Here is a 16078-nt window from a genome sequence, read left to right as displayed (position 1 = left end):
CGCGGGGGCGGGCTTTCGCGCGCATCTTGCGGGTGGCCATTCGTAGTGACACCGGTATAAGGTCTTCACTGGTGTTGCCATTCGAGGGAGAGGGGTCACCGTGAGCGGTGTCGCGCGCATGCACTCGGTCGTGCTCGACTGCCCGGAGCCGAAGGCCCTGGCGCACTTCTACGCCGGCCTGCTCGGCTGGAAGGTCGCCTACGAGGAGGAGGACTGGGTCACGCTCGCGGGCGACGACCAGGCCCGCCTCGCCTTCCAGCGGGTCCCCGAGTACGTGCCTCCGGTCTGGCCGTTCGCCGAGCACCCGCAGCAGTTCCATCTCGACCTGACCGTGGACGACATGGCCGAGGCGGAGAAACAGGTGCTCGCCCTGGGGGCGGTCAGGCACGAGCACCAGCCCGGCGAGGGACGCGGCTGGACCGTCTTCCTCGACCCGGCCGGGCACCCGTTCTGCCTGGTCACCGGGTCGGACTGACGCGTCAGCCCAGGGAGCCGGAGGCGGCCTTCTCCCGCCGCGTACGCGCGAGACGCCGCAGGACGAGAAGGCCGCCGATTCCCGGCAGCCAGGCCAGCGCCCTGCCGGTCAGGTCGCATCCTGTGTCGCGGGCGGCGGCCACGACGACGACCAGGTACGCGCAGCCGTGCAGGGGCCCGACGAGCGAGGAGACGGGCGGCAGGTGCACGGTGGCCAGATTGGCCAGCAGGACGGCCAGGGACCCCAGCTCGACGGCGGCGGCGACGCGCAGGACGGAATGAGGGCGCGACATGATCAGACTCCCGTGGTCGAGCCGGGACGGACGATCATCAGCACCGTGACGGCCGCCCACAGCAGGTTGAAGACGCCGGTCAGCATGGCCAGCCGCGCCACCTCGCCGCCGGCGTCGGCGGGGGCGGGATCCGCGGTGGTGAGCCGGGCGAGGACGGCGTCCTGACGCGGCAGGACCGCCAGGGCCAGGATCGCGGCCGCCGCGGCGGTGAGCAGGATGGACGCGATCACCCACGCGTCGCGCAGCACGCCGAGGCTGCTCGCCGTGGCGAACCCGAAAACCGGTACGGCCAGGCCCGCGACGGCGTAGACGCGGCAGATGCGGTGCAGCACGCGGAGCGTGGCCACGCCGCCGGCCTGCGTACCCTGCTCCGCCGCGCCCCGATCCGATGAGCGACGAACGGCAGATGGGAACATGCTCGCCGCCACGGCGACCGGACCGACCGCGAGGATCGCGGCGAGGACGTGAACGGCCAGGAAGAACTTGGTCATCGTGCGCGGCCCCGATCAGCGGGCGGCGGGCGCGGACGGACGGCGCTCGCGCCAGACGACGCCGCGCCGCTCATGGGCGAACAGCCGTTCCACGTCGTGTGCGAGGTGCGGTCCGAACTCGCGTTCCACCAGGTAGAGGCCGAGGTCGAGGCCCGAGGTGACCCCGGCGCCACTCACCAGGTCGCCGTCGTCGACGACCCGCGCGTCCACCGCGACCGCCCCGAAGGCGTTCAGCGCGTCCAGCCCCAAGTGGTGACCGGTCACGTGACGACCGCGGATCAGCCCCGCCATCGCGAGGAGCAGCGAACCTCCGCAGACGGTGGCGACGGTGACGCCCTGCCGGCCGAGCGCCTCGCCCATCAGCCGGGGCAGGCCGGTCGTGAGAGCGTTGCCGAGCCGCGCGGTGACCGTCCCCTGACGCTCCTCCTCGGTGAGGCCCTCCTCCTCGCGCACGTCCCCGGCCGCTCCGGGAAGGACGACCAGGTCCGCGCGGGCCGGGTCCAGCGGCGCCGTGGCCCGCAGCGACACACCCGGGACGCCTCCGGCCACCTCCCGGGGCCCCTCCGCCGTCACGAAGGTCGCTGTGAGCGGGGTCCGCGTGAACATCGCGGCCGCCGTCAGGACCTCGTACGGCGCGAGAACGTCCAGGGGATCGAACCCGTCGAACAGCACGAACTGGGCCAGCATCGGCATGTCTCCTCATCGTCGGCAGTGCGGTCACCAACCGTAGGAGTACGGCCCGGCCCGATCCCAGAGGCGAGAAAGACAAAGACCAACGGATTCTCGCCAGCCATTCTCACCTGGGGATTCGTGAACAAGCACTGGATTCACCGATGGCGGGATTCGGTCTATCGTGGCGATCGTGCACACCGTGGCGATCCTGGCGCTGGACCATGTCGTACCGTTCGACCTGGCGACCCCCATCGAGGTGTTCGGGCGCACCCGCCTGCCGGACGGCCGGCGGCCCTACCGGGTGCGGGTGTGCGGACCCACCCCCGAAGTGGAGACCGAGACGTTCGCCCTGCGCGTGCCGTACGGCGTGGACGCGCTGGCCGAGGCCGACACGGTCATCGTCCCCGGCTGCTCGGAGCGGGCCGGGCCGCCCCCGCCCGCGGCGCTGGAGGCCCTGCGCGACGCGGCCGCGCGAGGCACCCGCCTCGCCTCGATCTGCGTGGGCGCGTTCACGCTCGCGGCGGCCGGGCTGCTGGACGGCCTGCGGGCGACCACGCACTGGGCGGCGGCGCCCGCGCTGGCCCGGCGGTTCCCGCTGGTGGACGTGCGGCCGGACGTGCTGTACGTCGACAACGGGCAGGTGCTCACCTCCGCGGGCGCGGCCGCCGGGCTCGACCTGTGCCTGCACCTGATCCGGCGCGACCACGGCTCGGCCGTCGCGGCCGACGCCGCCCGCCTGTCGGTGATGCCGCTGGAGCGGGAGGGCGGTCAGGCCCAGTTCATCGTCCACGAGCACCCGCCGGTGCCCAGCGGTTCGCTGCTGGAGCCGGTGCTGGCGTGGATCGAGGACAACCTCGGCCGCGACCTCACCCTGCGGGAGATGGCGGCCCGCGGCGGGATGAGCGAGCGGACGTTCAGCAGGCGCTTCCGCCAGCAGACCGGCACCACTCCGCTGCAGTGGCTGCTGCGCGCCCGGGTCAGGCGAGCGCAGTATCTGCTGGAGAACACCGACCACGGCATCGAGCGCATCGCCGCACAGGCCGGTTTCGGGTCGCCGACCGCGTTCAGGGAGCGGTTCAAGCGGGTCGTGGGGACCACGCCGCAGGCGTACCGCTCCTCGTTCCACTCCCCACTCCGCTCCCCACTTCATGGGGGCCCCGCCACCACCTGAACGCCACAGGTATGCGCCGGACGGCGGCGCGGAGCCACGAGACCCGCTCCGCGCCGCCTGAGTCACATCGGCGGCACTTCGCCGCCCGTCACACGGGCTTCGCCCCCTGTCACAGGGGCGGCTCTTCACCGCCGGTGTCGCCCGTGGTGGCCATGCCGCCCTCCGTCGCGGCGGCCTCCTCGCCGCCGTCCGCGCCGAGCGCGCCGCCGATCGCGGCGATGGCGTGCACGAGACGCACACCCGAGCCGTCGCGGCGGCCGAGCTCCTCCGGCAGCGGCACCGGCTTGCCGGTCGAGGAGACCGCCTTGACCGGCGCCGGGCCGGCGTAGGCGAGCAGCAGGACGTCCTCGCCCTTGAGGAAGCGCTGGGCGCGCACGCCGCCGGTCGCCCGTCCCTTCGGCGGGAAGTCGGCGTAGTCGGAGACCTTGCCCGCGCCCATCTGGGTGCCGGGCAGGGCGGTGGAGGAGCCGGCGATCGTCACCACCCGCGCCTCCCGCGTGGGATCGACCACGCCGAAGAAGACCACCTTCGCGTCGCCGTCGAGGCGCACGCCGGCCATGCCGCCCGCCGGGCGTCCCTGGGGCCGTACGACGGAGGCGGGGAAGCGCAGGAGCTGCGCGTCGCTGGTGATGAAGACCAGGTCGTGGTCGGCGGAGGTCAGCTCCACGGCGCCGACCACCACGTCGCCGTCCCGCAGTCCGATCACCTCGAACTCGTCGCGGTTGACCGGGTATTCGGGCACCACCCGCTTGACCACACCCTGGCTGGTGCCGAGCGCGAGCCCCGGCCCGTCCGGGTCGAGCGAGCCCAGCCCGACGACCTTCTCGTCCGGTTCGAGGACGACGTACTCCGACACCGGATGCCCGCCGGCGAGCGAGGGCGGGTTGGCCGAGGGCGGCAGCGCGGGCAGGTCGAGCACCGAGACCCGGATCATCCGGCCCGCGGAGGTCACCACGCCCACCTCGCCGCGCACGGTGGAGCGCACCACCGAGACCAGCACGTCGTGCGCCGTGCGGTCGCCCTCGCCGGAGACCGGCGAGGCGTCGGTCGTACGGGCGAGCAGGCCGGTGGACGACAGCAGCACCAGACAGGGATCGTCGGCCACCTCCAGCGGCACGACGGCGGTCCTGGCGGCCTCCGACGACTCAAGCAGGACCGTGCGGCGCGGCGTGCCGTACGTCTTGGCCACCTCGGCAAGCTCGGACGACACGACCTTGCGCAGCCGCTCCTCAGAGCCGAGGATCTCGTTCAGCTCGGCGATGTCGGCCTGGAGCTGCTCCTTCTCCCGGTCGAGCTCCAGCTTGTCGTAGCGGGTGAGGCGGCGCAGCGGGGTGTCGAGGATGTAGTTCGCCTGGATCTCGCTCAGCTCGAAGGTCTCCATGAGCCGCGCGCGGGCCTGCGCCGAGTCGTCGGAGCCGCGGATCACCTGGATGACCTGGTCGATGTTGAGCAGCGCGATGATGAGGCCGTCGACCAGGTGGAGCCGTTCCTCGCGCTTGCGCAGCCGATATCGCGACCGTCTGCGCACGACGTCGAGCCGGTGGTCCACGTAGACCGACAGCAGCTCCCGCAGGCCGAGCGTGCGCGGCTGGCCGTCGACGAGGGCGACGTTGTTGATGCCGAAGGTCTCCTCCATCGGCGTCAGCCGGTAGAGCTCCTCCAGCACGGCCTCCGGGTTGAAGCCGTTCTTGACCTCGATGACCAGGCGCAGGCCCTTGTGCCGGTCGGTCAGGTCCTTGAGGTCGGCGATGCCGGTGAGCTTCTTCGCGTTCACCAGCTCTTTGATCTTGGTGACCACCCGCTCGGGGCCCACGTTGAACGGCAGCTCGGTGACGACGATGCCCTTGCGGCGCGGCGTGGCCTGCTCGATCGTTGCCTTGGCCCGCATCTTGAAGGTGCCGCGGCCGGTCTCGTACGCGTCCCTGACGCCGTTGAGACCGATGATCATGCCACCGGTCGGCAGGTCGGGGCCGGGGACGAAGCGCATGAGCTCGTCGAGCGTGGCGTTCGGCTTCCTGATCAGGTAGCGGGCCGCCGCGATGACCTCGCCGAGGTTGTGCGGGGCCATGTTGGTGGCCATGCCGACCGCGATGCCGGAGGCGCCGTTGACCAGCAGGTTGGGGAACGCCGACGGCATGACCGACGGCTCGGTCTCCTGGCCGTCGTAGTTGGGCTTGAAGTCGACGGTGTCCTCGTCGATCGACTGCACCATGAGCATGGCGGCCGGGGCGAGGCGGGCCTCGGTGTACCGCATCGCGGCGGGCAGGTCGTCGGGCGAGCCGAAGTTGCCGTGCCCGTCCACCAGCGGCAGGCGCATCGAGAACGGCTGCGCGAGCCGTACGAGCGCGTCGTAGATGGCCGAGTCGCCGTGCGGGTGGAGCTTGCCCATCACCTCGCCGACGACGCGGGAGGACTTGACGTGCCCGCGGTCGGGCCGCAGGCCCATCTCGCTCATCGAGTAGAGGATGCGGCGCTGAACGGGCTTGAGTCCGTCGCGCGCGTCGGGCAGCGCGCGCTGGTAGATCACCGAGTAGGCGTACTCAAGGAAGCTCGTCCGCATCTCCGCGGAGACGTCGATGTCGACGATCCGCTCCTCGAAGTCCTCGTCCGGCGGGGGTGTCGTCGTGCGTCGGGCCATGTCGTGGTTTCCTGCGTGTCGAGGAGCCGGACCCCGGCCGTCGGGACCGGGGAGGGCGAACGTGGGTGATGAACATCAGTGGTGGTCATCGAACATTCTGCCGAGAGTTCACCCTGTTCGCGACTCACCACCCTACTGCCGGGCTCGTGCCCGCCGTCCCGGCTTCCCCGACGGGACAGCCCTTCCGGCTTCGGAATGGTCAGTCGCGGGGGCCGGCGCCGGGCCAGGGGCCGGGCGTCTCGCCCTCGTCATCGTCGCCCGGCACGTTCAGCTTCTCGTCGTAGATCCGGAAGCCCCGGGCCTTGTAGTTCGCCAGCGCGGCGGGCCCGTCGAGGGAGCAGGTGTGCACCCAGACCCGCCGGGTGGGCTCCCGCCCCGGCCAGCGCTCGGCGAGGTCCCAGGCGCGGGCCACGGCCTCGCCCAGCAGCCACCCGCCGAGGCCCTGCCCGATCGCGTACGGCAGCAGCCCGAAGTTGACGATCTCCACCGTGCCGCTGTCCTGGGCCACCAGCTCGGCGTACCCCGCGGGAGTGCCGCGCACCCAGGCCACCCAGGTCTCGACGCCCGGCCGGTCGAGCCAGTCCTTCCACTGCTTCCAGGTCCACGGCAGCCGGTTGGTCCACTGCCAGTCGCCGCCCACGGCCGTGTAGAGGAAGCGGCCGAACTCCGGGCTGGGGACCTCGGCGCGGACGACCTGCGCGGGGACCGCGGGCGGCCGTCCCGGCCGAAGGTCGGCGGGGCTGGTCTGTTCGAGATACCAGGTGGTCACGTCCATAACGGGACACATCAAACCACGACACCCGCCCGGGTTCGTCCGGCCACGGCCGCCGGCCCCGTCACGCGGGCGCCTCCATCGGCACCGCAGGCGAGGCGAACCTGCATGTATGTGCCGTTTGTCCGGATATGGCCGCTCCTTCGGTACCCTCCCCCCAGAAGAGGGAGGTGCTTCCGCGGTGTACGACGTCGTGGACCGGATGCTCGACGCGATGAACGCGCACGACCTGCACGCGGTGTTGCGGTGCTACGCGCCGGGCGCGGTGGTGGTCGGACCGGAGATGGAGGCGGGGGAGCCCGGAGAGATCGGCTCCTACATGCTGCAGATGTGGGAGGGCTTTCCCGATCTGCACTTCACGATCTGGGAGACGATCACCTTCGCGGACGTGGTCGCGACAGAGATGACGGCGGTGGGCACGCACACGGGGCCCTATCTGGTCGCCGGGGGTGACCTCCTCGCCCCGACCGGCCGTGGCATCAATGTGCGTGTCTCCTGGTTCTGGCACCTGAAGGACGACCTCATCCTGAGCCAGCGCTTCTACTACGACCAGCTCCAGATCTACTCGCAGCTCGGCCTGCGGTTGCCCCTGTCCTTCGGAGACGACTCGGGAAACGGCGCGTCCGGAGACCGCGGCCGGGGACACGACCTCTAGTTCCCCGCCCCGCCTCCCGCCGTCCCGGCGGAAACGGTCGGCCGGACCTGGTACCAATGGGCGGGTGAGCGAAGAAGAGGTGATGCTGCGGGAAGAGGCCGAGGCCCGGCTGCGGGCGCTCGCCGGTGATCACGCGCGGCTGCGCGACGACCAGTGGGCCGCCATCAAGGCCCTGGTCATGGACCGCAGGCGTGCGCTGGTCGTGCAGCGCACCGGCTGGGGAAAGTCGGCCGTCTACTTCATCGCGACCGCGCTGCTGCGCGAGCTCGGCGAGGGGCCCACGGTCATCGTCTCCCCGCTCCTGGCGCTGATGCGCAACCAGATCGCCGCGGCCGAGCGGGCCGGCATCCACGCCGAGACGATCAACTCGGCCAACCCCGAGGAGTGGGAGAAGGTCTACGGCCAGGTCGCCGAGGGCGTGGTCGACGTGCTGCTGGTCAGTCCCGAGCGGCTGAACAACCCCGACTTCCGCGACAACGTGCTGCCCGAGCTGGCCGGCAGCGCGGGACTCCTGGTGATCGACGAGGCCCACTGCATCTCCGACTGGGGCCACGACTTCCGGCCCGACTACCGCAGGCTCCGCACCCTGCTGGCCGAGCTGCCGCCGGGCATCCCCGTGCTGGCCACGACGGCCACGGCGAACGCCCGGGTCACCCGTGACGTCGCCGAGCAGCTCGCCGTCACCCAGGAGTGGGACGAACTGCCCGGCGGCGAGGTGTTCGTCCTGCGCGGCCCGCTGGAGCGCGAGAGCCTCCACCTGAGTGTGGTACGGCTGGGCGGCGCGGACCAGCGGCTCGCCTGGCTGGCCAGGACCCTGCACGAGCTGCCGGGCTCCGGCATCGTCTACACGCTGACCGTCGCCGCCGCCCAGGAGATCGCCGCGTACCTGCGGGAGCAGGGCCACAGCGTCGCCGCGTACACCGGGCAGACCGAGCCGGCCGACCGGCTGGCGGCCGAGGAGGACCTGCTCGCCAACCGGGTCAAGGCGCTGGTGGCGACCTCGGCACTGGGGATGGGCTTCGACAAGCCCGACCTCGGCTTCGTCGTCCACGTGGGCGCGCCCGCCTCGCCCGTGGCGTACTACCAGCAGGTGGGCCGGGCCGGGCGCGGCGTCGAGCGGGCCGAGGTCATCCTGCTGCCCGGTCCCGAGGACCGGGAGATCTGGGCCTACTTCGCCTCCCTCGCCTTCCCGCCGGAGGGCGTGGTCAGGGCGACGCTGGAGGCGCTGTCCGAGGGGGGAGTGCTGTCCACCGCCGCCCTGGAGACGAGGGTCGACCTCAGCCGGAGCCGGCTGGAGATGATGCTCAAGGTGCTCGACGTGGACGGCGCCGTACGCCGGGTCAAGGGCGGCTGGGAGGCCACCGGCGAGCCGTGGAGCTACGACGCCGAGCGCTACGCCCGGGTGGCCGCCGAGCGCCGGGCGGAGCAGGAGGCCATGCTCGGATACATCGCGACCACCGAGTGCCGGGAGCAGTACCTGCGCCGCCACCTCGACGACGAGTCGGCGACGCCGTGCGGCAGGTGTGACAACTGCACCGGCGCCCACCGTTCCGCCGAGGTGCCGGACGAGGCCGTCCGGGCCGCCCAGCAGCGGCTCGCGCGTCCCGGCGTCGAGATCGAGCCGCGCCGCCAGTGGCCCACCGGCCTGCCGGACCTGAAGGGGCGGATCAAGCCGGAGCTGTGCGCCGAGCCGGGCCGCGCGCTCGGCCGCCTGACCGACATCGGCTGGGGCACCCGGCTGCGCGAACTGTTCGCGGCGGGGGACGGGCCGGTCCCCGACGACGTGTTCGCGGCCGTGATCGAGGTGCTGAAGACGTGGGAGTGGGAGCGGCGCCCGATCGCGGTGGTCGCGGTGCCGTCGGGCACGCGGCCGGCGCTGGTCGGGTCGCTCGCCGAGCGGCTCGCCCGGGTCGGCCGGCTGGAGTATCTCGGCACGCTCGGCTATCGCGACGGGTCGCCCGCCGCCAGGCACAACAGCGCACAGCGGGTGACGGCCATCCGGGGGACGCTCGCGATGCCGCGTGACGTGGCCGCGAGGATCGCGGCGGCGGGCGGGCCGGTGCTGCTGGTGGACGACCGCGTGGACAGCGGATGGACGATGGCGCTGGCCGCCGCCCAGGTCCGTCACGCCGGGGCGCCCGCGGTGCTGCCTTTGGCCCTGGCCGTCACCAGCTGACCACCTCCCGCGTCCCTGGGTGGGCCCGGCGATGACCGGGGGGCCCCTGACACGCGGGGGCGATGAGCCGAGGCCGGGCTCGGGGACGGGTCAGGGGTGAATCAGGGGCGTCACCCCATCCCCGCGGCGCGCCGCGGCCTGCACACTCGTCGCCATGAGATCACTTGTCGCGGCTCCGCTCCTGGTCGGCGCGTACGGCGTCGCCCGCATGCTCGACGGTCTGGACGGCAGCCGGGGACCCGGCCTGGCCTGGACCGTGGGGCACCTGTTCTTCCTGGCCGCGTTGGTCCTCTTCGTGCAGATCTTCGGGCGGCTCCGCACGATGGCCGGTGGCGGCGTGACGGCCACGGCGGGGTACGCCGCCGGCCTCGCCGGTGCGCTGGCGCTGGCCGCGCAGTTCGTGATCGACATCGTGGTCGGTTTCCTGTCCGCCGATCACGACGCGATGGCGCCGCGCTTCGACGCCGTCAAGGCGATCCCGGGCGTCGAGCCGGTCGTCTACACCGTCGTGCCGTTGCTGTTCTACGTCGGCATGGTCGCGCTGGTGGCCCGGCTCGCCGCAGGGCGCCGGGTGCCGTGGTGGAGCCCGGCGCTGGTGCTCGTGCAGGCCGTGCTCCCGCTGGCGACCAAGGACCTGATCCCACTGGGAGCGGCGCTGCTCCTGCTGGCCTTCGTGCCGCTGCTGCGCCTGCGGCCCGCGCAGCCGGTCGTGCTCGCGCGAAGCCCGTTCTGAACCGCGCCCCCTCTGAACCGCGCCCCCTCTTAGCCGGGCCGTTCCGAACCGGGCCGCTCTGAATCCGGGGGTCAGAGACGGGGGCGGGCGCCGAGGTTGGAGATGCACTTGGCGGCGAGGGCGTTGCCCGCCGCCAGCGCCTCGGCGGCCGGCTTGCCGTCCAGCCAGACGGGCAGGAAACCGGCGGCGAAGGCGTCACCGGCGCCGGTGCCGTCCACCACCCGGTCGACGACCTCGGCGGGCGCCCGGACCGGTTCGGGACGGGTGTTGGAGTACCAGAGCGAGCCCTCGGCGTTGAGCTTGATCACGACCTGCGGGAACCAGGCGGTCAGCACCTTGGCCGCCGCGGCGGCGTCGTCCCTGCCGGTGAGCACCTTGGCCTGGTCGGCGTTGGCGAACAGCAGCTTCGCGCCGTCGGTCCACTCGAGGAACGGCTCGGCGCCGGTCCGCTCCAGCGGGGCGGCGGAGGCGCAGTCCACGGAGATCGACATGCCGGCGCGCCTGGCCATGTCGAGCGCGGCGAGGCCGGCGTCGCGCGACCCTTCGTTGATCAGCGTGTAGCCCGACATGTGGAGGTGGCCACCGGCGCTGAACAGGTCGCGCGGCAGGTCCTCGGGGGACAGTGCGGCGTTGGCACCGGGGTCGGACAGCATGGTCCGCTCGCCCTTGTGGGTGACGAGCACGACGCAGGTGCCGGTCGGCCGCTCGGGGTCCATGACGAGCCGGGCGTCCACGCCGTAACCCATGAGTTCCATGTCGCGGTTGCGGCCGGTGATGTCGGCGCCGCGGCGGCCGATGAAGGCGACCTCGGAGCCCTCCACGGCGAGCCAGGAGGCGATGTTGGCGCCGGAACCGCCACCGTGCATGGTCACGACGGCCGGGGTGTCGCTCGCCCTAGCAAGAGGGAACTTCGCGCGGGCGACCGCGTCCGTCATGAGATCGCCCACCACGACGACCCGCGTCATGATGTCACCACCTTGCCAACTGCTTGTGGAGGTGAGCCATGCCCTAGGAGGGGCGGCGTCCTCTCCGTGCTGTGAGGCTGACGTCCAGAAACCTAACAGCTTCCAGGGGCGTCGTGGGGTGGAGAGCGGACAGACGGGCACAGTCGATGCACAAGCGTTGCCCAACTTGCCGCGTCAGGGCTGGTAGATCCCCTATAGGCGGATCCAGAACGCGAGTCCTCCAGTCGTAAGGAATCTCTCAATACGGGCCAAGCCGGACACCGCTAGCCTCGATTGTGTGCACCCTCAGTACCCCGCCCACTGGGAGGCGGACGTCGTGCTGTCGGACGGCGGCACCGCCCACGTCCGCCCGATCAGGCCGGACGACGCCGACATGCTGCGCTCGTTCTACTCGCGCCTGTCCGCGGAGTCCATCTACTTCCGGTACTTCGGGCCACGGCCGCGCCTGACCGACAAGGACGTGGTCTGGTTCACCAACGTCGACTACGACAATCGGGTCGCCCTCATCGCCACGATCGGCACCGAGATGGTCGCGGTCGTTCGATACGACCGGGTGCAGCCGCGCGACCATGCCGAGGTGGCCTTCCTGGTCGAGGACGCCCACCAGGGCAGGGGCGTGGCCGGGGTGCTGATGGAGCACCTGCGGGCCGCCGCTCGCGAACGCGGGATCAAGACCTTCATCGCGGACGTGCTGCCGGGTAACCACCGGATGATGGGCCTGTTCCGCCAGGCCGGCTACACGGCGCAGAGCCAGTTCGAGGACGGCGTCGTGCGCATGACGCTCGACCTGTCCAGCACCGAGACCGCGCTGGAGGTCCGGCTCGCCCGCGAGCACCGCGCCGAGGCGCGCTCGATCGCCCGCCTGCTGACGCCGGAGTCGGTCGCGGTCATCGGCGCGAGCCGCGAACCGGGTGGAATCGGTCAGACGGTCCTGCGCAACCTGCTCGCCGCCGACTTCACCGGCCCCGTCTACCCCGTCCACCGGCACGTACGGGCCGTGGCCGGCGTGCGGGCCTACCGCAGCGTGTCCGCCATCGACGGCGAGGTGGACCTCGCCGTGCTGGCGGTCCCCGCCGAGGGCGTGCTCGAACTGGTCGGAGAGTGCGCGGAGAAGGGCGTGAAAGGCCTGGTCGTGGTCTCCTCCGGGTTCGGCGAGACCGGGCCGGAGGGCCGGGCCCGCCAGGAGGAACTGGTCCGCATCGCCCGGGCGTACGGCATACGGGTGGTGGGGCCCAACTGCCTCGGCATCGCCAACACCGACCCCGCGGTACGGCTCAACGCGACGCTCGCCGCGACCCTGCCGGGGCGGGGGAGGGTCGGCTTCTTCAGCCAGTCGGGCGCGCTCGGCACCGCCCTGCTGCAGCGGGTGGCGCAGCGCGGCATGGGCATCTCGACGTTCGTCTCGGCCGGCAACCGGGCGGACGTGTCCGGCAACGACCTTCTCCAATATTGGGAGGAGGACCCGGCGACCGACGTGATCCTGCTCTACCTGGAGTCCATCGGGAACCCGCGCAAGTTCACCCGGCTGGCCCGGCGGATCTCCCGGTCCAAGCCGATCGTGGTGGTCAAGTCGCGCGGCGTCCCCGGCGGCCACCGCGCGCCCGTGCTCGCGCTGCCCGACACCGCGCTGAGCTCGTTGTTCGCGCAGGCCGGGGTCATCCGCGTGGACGACCTGGTCCAGCTGTTCGACGTCGCCCAGCTCCTGGCGCACCAGCCGCTGCCCGCCGGGCCGCGGGTGGGCGTGGTCGGCAACTCCGACGCGCTCACGCTGCTCGCGGAGGAGGCGTGCGCCGGCGCCGGCCTGCAGCCGAGCCCGCCGGTGAACCTCGGCGCCCGCGCCGGCGCGGCCGAGTTCGCGGCGGCCCTGCGGAGCGTCCTGCCCGAGGTGGACGCCGCCGTCGCGATCTACATGCCGCCGATCCCCGGCGACTGCCGCGAGGTGGCCGGGGCGCTGCTGGAGGCCGCGCGGGAGTCGGGCAAGCCGGTGCTGGCCACCTTCCAGGGCGAGCTGGGCATGCCGACCGAGCTGCGCGTGGCGGGCGGCCCCGGCGACGACTCGCCCCAGCGCGGGTCGATCCCGTCGTACCCCGCCCCCGAGGAGGCGGTCCGCGCGCTGGCGCATGTGGTGCGGTACGCCCAGTGGCGCAGGCAGCCGCCGGGCACGGTCCCGTCCGTCGAGGGGATCGACACCGCCGCGGCGCGGGAGATCGTCGCCGCGGCACTGCGTGGTGAAGGGGCGGACGGCGAGGAGCGGGAGATCGACGCGACCGCGCTGCTGGCCTGCTACGGCATCGAGGTGTGGCCTGCGCACGTCGCCGCCGACGCCGAGGAGGCCGTCGCCGCCGCCGAGCGGATCGGCTGGCCCGTGGTGGTCAAGTCGGCCGACCCGGAGGACGCCCGCCGCGCCGGCACCGTGCGCATCGGCCTCACCGAGCCCGCCGGGGTCCGGCAGGCGTACGCCGACCTCGCCGCGCTCCTCGGGCCCGGCGCTCCGCTCGCGGTGCAGCGCATGGCGCCGCAGCCCTCGGTGCCCACCGTCGTCGGCGTGACCCAGGACCGCTACTTCGGCGGGGTCGTCACGTTCGGCCTCGGCGAGGTCACCGCCCGGCTGCTCGGCGACCAGGCCTACCGCCTCGCGCCGCTCACGGCGGAGGACGCGGCGGGGCTGGTGCGGTCGGTCCGCGCCGCGCCGCTGCTGTTCGGCGAGTACGGCTACCAGGCGGTGGCCGTGGAGGCGCTGGAGGAACTGCTGGTGCGGGTGGGGCTGTTGGCCGACGCCCTGCCCGAGGTGGCCAGGATGGACCTCGACCAGGTCCTGGTGGGCGCTTCGGGAGTGGCCGTGCTGGGCGCGCGGGCCGTCCTGCGGCCCGTCACCGCGCTGCGTCCCGACGTCGGGCCGCGCCGTCTGAGCTGATCGGTGCCGTCCGAGCTGATCGGGCCGCGTCACGCCGTGGGCGGAAAACCCGTCCCGTCGGGGTGTGAAACAGGTGTCCCTTACAGGGCAGGATGGACCCATGAGGGAAACCCGAGTCTCCGCCGCGGGCTTGCGCGAGGCCATAGATCGCAGCGGCTACTACCCGGATCTGGTGGCCGACGCCGTCGACTCCGCGCTCGGCAACGAGCCGGTCACGGCGTACGTCGTGCATCACGAGGCCACGTTCGACCCGGCGATGGAGGTGCGCAGGCACGTCACGGTCCTGGTCCTTTCGCCCACCCGGCTGCTGGTCTGCCACACCGACGAGCACCCGCCCGCCGAGGGCATGCCCGCCTCGCACGCCTCCACCACCACCGAGGCGGTGCGGCTCAGCCGCATCCAGTCGGTCGCCGTGACCAGGGTCGTGCCCGACCCCGCGTCCTACGTGCCGGGCGTCCCCCCGACGGAGGTCACGCTGACGATCGGGTGGGGCGCGATCTCCCACGTCGATCTCGAACCGGCGACCTGCGGCGACGAGAACTGCGAGGCCGACCACGGCTACACCGGCGCGATCACGGCCGACGACCTGTCCCTGCGGGTCAGCGAGGCGGCCGACGGTCCCGAGGCCGTCACCCACGTGCTGGCGTTCGCGAAGGCGCTGTCGGAGGCCACCGCCAAGGCCGCGACGACCTGACCGTCCCGTCCCCCTCCAGCCGCCGGGAGGTGACGTGATCGACCCCCAGCCCTCGGGGGCTCTGCCCGGGGAGCCGTCCGTGGCGTCGCCGGCCGTGCCCGTGCCGTACGTGCCCGCGTACGGCACGGCCTCGCTGGCCGATCTGCCGGGCTCGCTGCTCGCCTCCCTCGGGCTGCCGGTCGGCAACACGCTGGCGCTTGAGCCGGCCCCGCGGGTGTGCCTGTTCCTCGTGGACGGCCTCGGGGCCGAGCTCCTGGCCGCGCACTCCGACGCCGCGCCGTTCCTGTCGGCCCATCTGCGGGGGACGCTCACGGCCGGCTTCCCCTCCTCGACCCCGACCAGCCTGGCCACCCTGGGCACCGGCGCCCCTCCCGGGGAGCACGGCATGGTCGGAATCCAGATGGCAGTCCCGGGGGAGGGGCGGCTGTTCAACTGCCTGCGCTGGACCGCCCCCGGCCTGTCGATCGACCCGGACGTGTGGCAGCCGGCGCCGACCGTCTACGAACGCATGGCGGCTGAGGGGGTCGAGCCCGTCTACGTGGCGCCCGCCTCGTTCGACGGCACAGGACTGACCCGCGCCGTCTACCGGGGCATGCGCTACCGGGCGGCCGAGAGCCCCGGCGAGCGCGTCGAGGCCGTACGGCAGGCGCTGCGCGAGACCACCTTCGTCACCGTCTACTACGGCGAGGTCGACCGCGTGGGGCACTTCAGCGGGTGGGGCGGCGGTGAGTGGCTCGAACAGCTCGCGGTCGCGGACCGCATGGCCGAGCGCATCGCCGAGGCGCTGCCGCCGGGTGCGGTCCTGTACGTCACGGCCGACCACGGGATGATCAACGCCGCCGACAAGGTGGACGTGGACCGCCGCCCCGACCTGCGGGAGGGCGTGCTCATGCTGGGCGGTGAGGCCCGCGCCCGACACGTCTACACGGTCCCCGGCGCTGCCGCCGCCGTGCTGGAGACCTGGCGGGAGACTCTGCGCGGGCGAGCCTGGGTGGTCACCCGCGAGGAGGCCGTCTCGGCGGGCTGGTTCGGCCGCCGTGTCCGCCGCGAGTGGCTCGGCCGCGTCGGCGACGTGGTGGCCGTGCCGTACGGCGAGTGCGTGATCGTGGCCTCGGCCGGGGAGCCGGTGGAGTCGTCCATGATCGGCTACCACGGCTCGCTGACCCCCGCCGAGCAGAACGTCCCGCTCGCGGAGATCCGCGGCTGACGATCTCCGAACTCGTCCCCGCTGCGGGTGACTTCGAGGGTCATGCCGTCGTCGAGAACGTGGGACATCGGGCGACCGACGATCACGACGCCGCGCAGCACACCGAGGTCGTCGGCGACGCCGAAGCACCACTTATGGCCGCGGGGAAGCTCCAGGTAGCGGTGCCACATCGCGACGAACCCGCACACGCCGCGCCCGGCCGCGCGACGAGGCGGCCGAGCGC

Annotated in this window: 15 protein-coding genes; 8 read left to right on the top strand and 7 right to left on the bottom strand. The window is 72.8% G+C overall.

Features of this window, described 5'->3' with window-relative positions:
* Positions 1–100 precede the first annotated feature (100 nt).
* Positions 101–475 carry a VOC family protein gene (locus IL992_RS25185; RefSeq protein WP_319018808.1) on the top strand — a complete coding sequence of 125 codons (375 nt, stop codon included), beginning with the start codon at positions 101–103 and terminating at the stop codon, positions 473–475.
* A gap of 4 nt (positions 476–479) precedes the next feature.
* Here the strand turns inward: IL992_RS25185 and IL992_RS25180 are convergent, their stop codons facing one another.
* Genes IL992_RS25180 through IL992_RS25170 form a run of 3 tightly spaced genes read right to left on the bottom strand, consistent with a single transcriptional unit; the run spans position 480 to position 1951 of the window.
* Positions 480–767, bottom strand: a complete 288-nt coding sequence (locus IL992_RS25180; RefSeq protein ID WP_193205851.1) for a DUF3817 domain-containing protein — start codon at positions 765–767, stop codon at positions 480–482.
* Positions 768–769: 2 nt separating this feature from the next.
* Positions 770–1258, bottom strand: a complete 489-nt coding sequence (locus IL992_RS25175) for a DUF2269 family protein (RefSeq protein WP_193205850.1) — start codon at positions 1256–1258, stop codon at positions 770–772.
* A gap of 15 nt (positions 1259–1273) precedes the next feature.
* Positions 1274–1951 (bottom strand): DJ-1/PfpI family protein, encoded by a 678-nt coding sequence (locus tag IL992_RS25170; protein ID WP_226873757.1) that lies wholly within the window; start codon positions 1949–1951, stop codon positions 1274–1276.
* A gap of 169 nt (positions 1952–2120) precedes the next feature.
* Here IL992_RS25170 and IL992_RS25165 point away from each other — a divergent pair, with 169 nt between their 5' ends.
* On the top strand, positions 2121–3101 hold the full coding sequence (locus IL992_RS25165; RefSeq protein WP_319018807.1) for a GlxA family transcriptional regulator: 981 nt from the start codon (positions 2121–2123) through the stop codon (positions 3099–3101).
* 109 nt (positions 3102–3210) lie between these two features.
* Here IL992_RS25165 and IL992_RS25160 read toward each other — a convergent pair whose 3' ends face one another.
* Positions 3211–5739 carry a DNA gyrase/topoisomerase IV subunit A gene (locus tag IL992_RS25160; protein ID WP_193205848.1) on the bottom strand — a complete coding sequence of 843 codons (2529 nt, stop codon included), beginning with the start codon at positions 5737–5739 and terminating at the stop codon, positions 3211–3213.
* Positions 5740–5938: 199 nt separating this feature from the next.
* A complete protein-coding gene (locus IL992_RS25155) occupies positions 5939–6514 on the bottom strand; it encodes a GNAT family N-acetyltransferase (protein WP_193205847.1) in 576 nt (191 codons plus the stop codon).
* Positions 6515–6692: 178 nt separating this feature from the next.
* On the opposite strand from IL992_RS25155, the gene IL992_RS25150 reads away from it, so the two are divergent.
* The 3 genes from IL992_RS25150 to IL992_RS25140 all read left to right on the top strand — a co-directional run bounded on the left by IL992_RS25150 (position 6693) and on the right by IL992_RS25140 (position 10075).
* Positions 6693–7166 carry an ester cyclase gene (locus IL992_RS25150; RefSeq protein ID WP_193205846.1) on the top strand — a complete coding sequence of 158 codons (474 nt, stop codon included), beginning with the start codon at positions 6693–6695 and terminating at the stop codon, positions 7164–7166.
* An 82-nt stretch (positions 7167–7248) separates the two neighbouring features.
* A complete protein-coding gene (locus IL992_RS25145) occupies positions 7249–9342 on the top strand; it encodes a RecQ family ATP-dependent DNA helicase (protein WP_193206022.1) in 2094 nt (697 codons plus the stop codon).
* A 154-nt stretch (positions 9343–9496) separates the two neighbouring features.
* Positions 9497–10075 (top strand): hypothetical protein, encoded by a 579-nt coding sequence (locus IL992_RS25140; protein ID WP_193205845.1) that lies wholly within the window; start codon positions 9497–9499, stop codon positions 10073–10075.
* A gap of 71 nt (positions 10076–10146) precedes the next feature.
* Here the strand turns inward: IL992_RS25140 and IL992_RS25135 are convergent, their stop codons facing one another.
* Positions 10147–11040, bottom strand: a complete 894-nt coding sequence (locus tag IL992_RS25135) for a carbohydrate kinase family protein (RefSeq protein ID WP_193205844.1) — start codon at positions 11038–11040, stop codon at positions 10147–10149.
* Between the two features lie 277 nt (positions 11041–11317).
* Here IL992_RS25135 and IL992_RS25130 point away from each other — a divergent pair, with 277 nt between their 5' ends.
* The 3 genes from IL992_RS25130 to IL992_RS25120 all read left to right on the top strand — a co-directional run bounded on the left by IL992_RS25130 (position 11318) and on the right by IL992_RS25120 (position 15855).
* Entirely contained in the window at positions 11318–13954 is a 2637-nt protein-coding gene (locus tag IL992_RS25130) for a bifunctional acetate--CoA ligase family protein/GNAT family N-acetyltransferase (protein ID WP_193205843.1), read from the top strand.
* 100 nt (positions 13955–14054) lie between these two features.
* Positions 14055–14648 (top strand): DUF5998 family protein, encoded by a 594-nt coding sequence (locus IL992_RS25125; protein ID WP_079312347.1) that lies wholly within the window; start codon positions 14055–14057, stop codon positions 14646–14648.
* Between the two features lie 34 nt (positions 14649–14682).
* Positions 14683–15855 (top strand): alkaline phosphatase family protein, encoded by a 1173-nt coding sequence (locus IL992_RS25120; protein ID WP_319018806.1) that lies wholly within the window; start codon positions 14683–14685, stop codon positions 15853–15855.
* Here IL992_RS25120 and IL992_RS25115 read toward each other — a convergent pair.
* Positions 15795–16043: an XF1762 family protein gene (locus IL992_RS25115; RefSeq protein ID WP_193205842.1), complete on the bottom strand. Its 249-nt coding sequence runs from the start codon at positions 16041–16043 to the stop codon at positions 15795–15797. The genes IL992_RS25120 and IL992_RS25115 overlap by 61 nt on opposite strands.
* Between the last annotated feature and the right edge of the window lie 35 nt (positions 16044–16078).

Origin of the sequence: Microbispora sitophila (genome assembly GCF_014892245.1) — a bacterium.
In the GTDB taxonomy this organism is placed as follows: Bacteria; Actinomycetota; Actinomycetes; order Streptosporangiales; family Streptosporangiaceae; genus Microbispora; species Microbispora siamensis.
Note: the sequence above shows the minus strand (reverse complement) of the source record. Positions and strands in the feature narration are given on the sequence as shown.

Excerpts from the sequence above, each read along its gene's own strand:
- IL992_RS25180 (WP_193205851.1), bottom strand. The coding sequence starts at position 767 with ATGTCGCGCCCTCATTCCGTCCTGCGCGTCGCCGCCGCCGTCGAGCTG.
- IL992_RS25155 (WP_193205847.1), bottom strand. The coding sequence starts at position 6,514 with ATGGACGTGACCACCTGGTATCTCGAACAGACCAGCCCCGCCGACCTT.
- IL992_RS25140 (WP_193205845.1), top strand. The coding sequence starts at position 9,497 with ATGAGATCACTTGTCGCGGCTCCGCTCCTGGTCGGCGCGTACGGCGTC.
- IL992_RS25170 (WP_226873757.1), bottom strand. The coding sequence starts at position 1,951 with ATGCCGATGCTGGCCCAGTTCGTGCTGTTCGACGGGTTCGATCCCCTG.
- IL992_RS25135 (WP_193205844.1), bottom strand. The coding sequence starts at position 11,040 with ATGACGCGGGTCGTCGTGGTGGGCGATCTCATGACGGACGCGGTCGCC.
- IL992_RS25160 (WP_193205848.1), bottom strand. The coding sequence starts at position 5,739 with ATGGCCCGACGCACGACGACACCCCCGCCGGACGAGGACTTCGAGGAG.
- IL992_RS25175 (WP_193205850.1), bottom strand. The coding sequence starts at position 1,258 with ATGACCAAGTTCTTCCTGGCCGTTCACGTCCTCGCCGCGATCCTCGCG.
- IL992_RS25125 (WP_079312347.1), top strand. The coding sequence starts at position 14,055 with ATGAGGGAAACCCGAGTCTCCGCCGCGGGCTTGCGCGAGGCCATAGAT.
- IL992_RS25145 (WP_193206022.1), top strand. The coding sequence starts at position 7,249 with ATGCTGCGGGAAGAGGCCGAGGCCCGGCTGCGGGCGCTCGCCGGTGAT.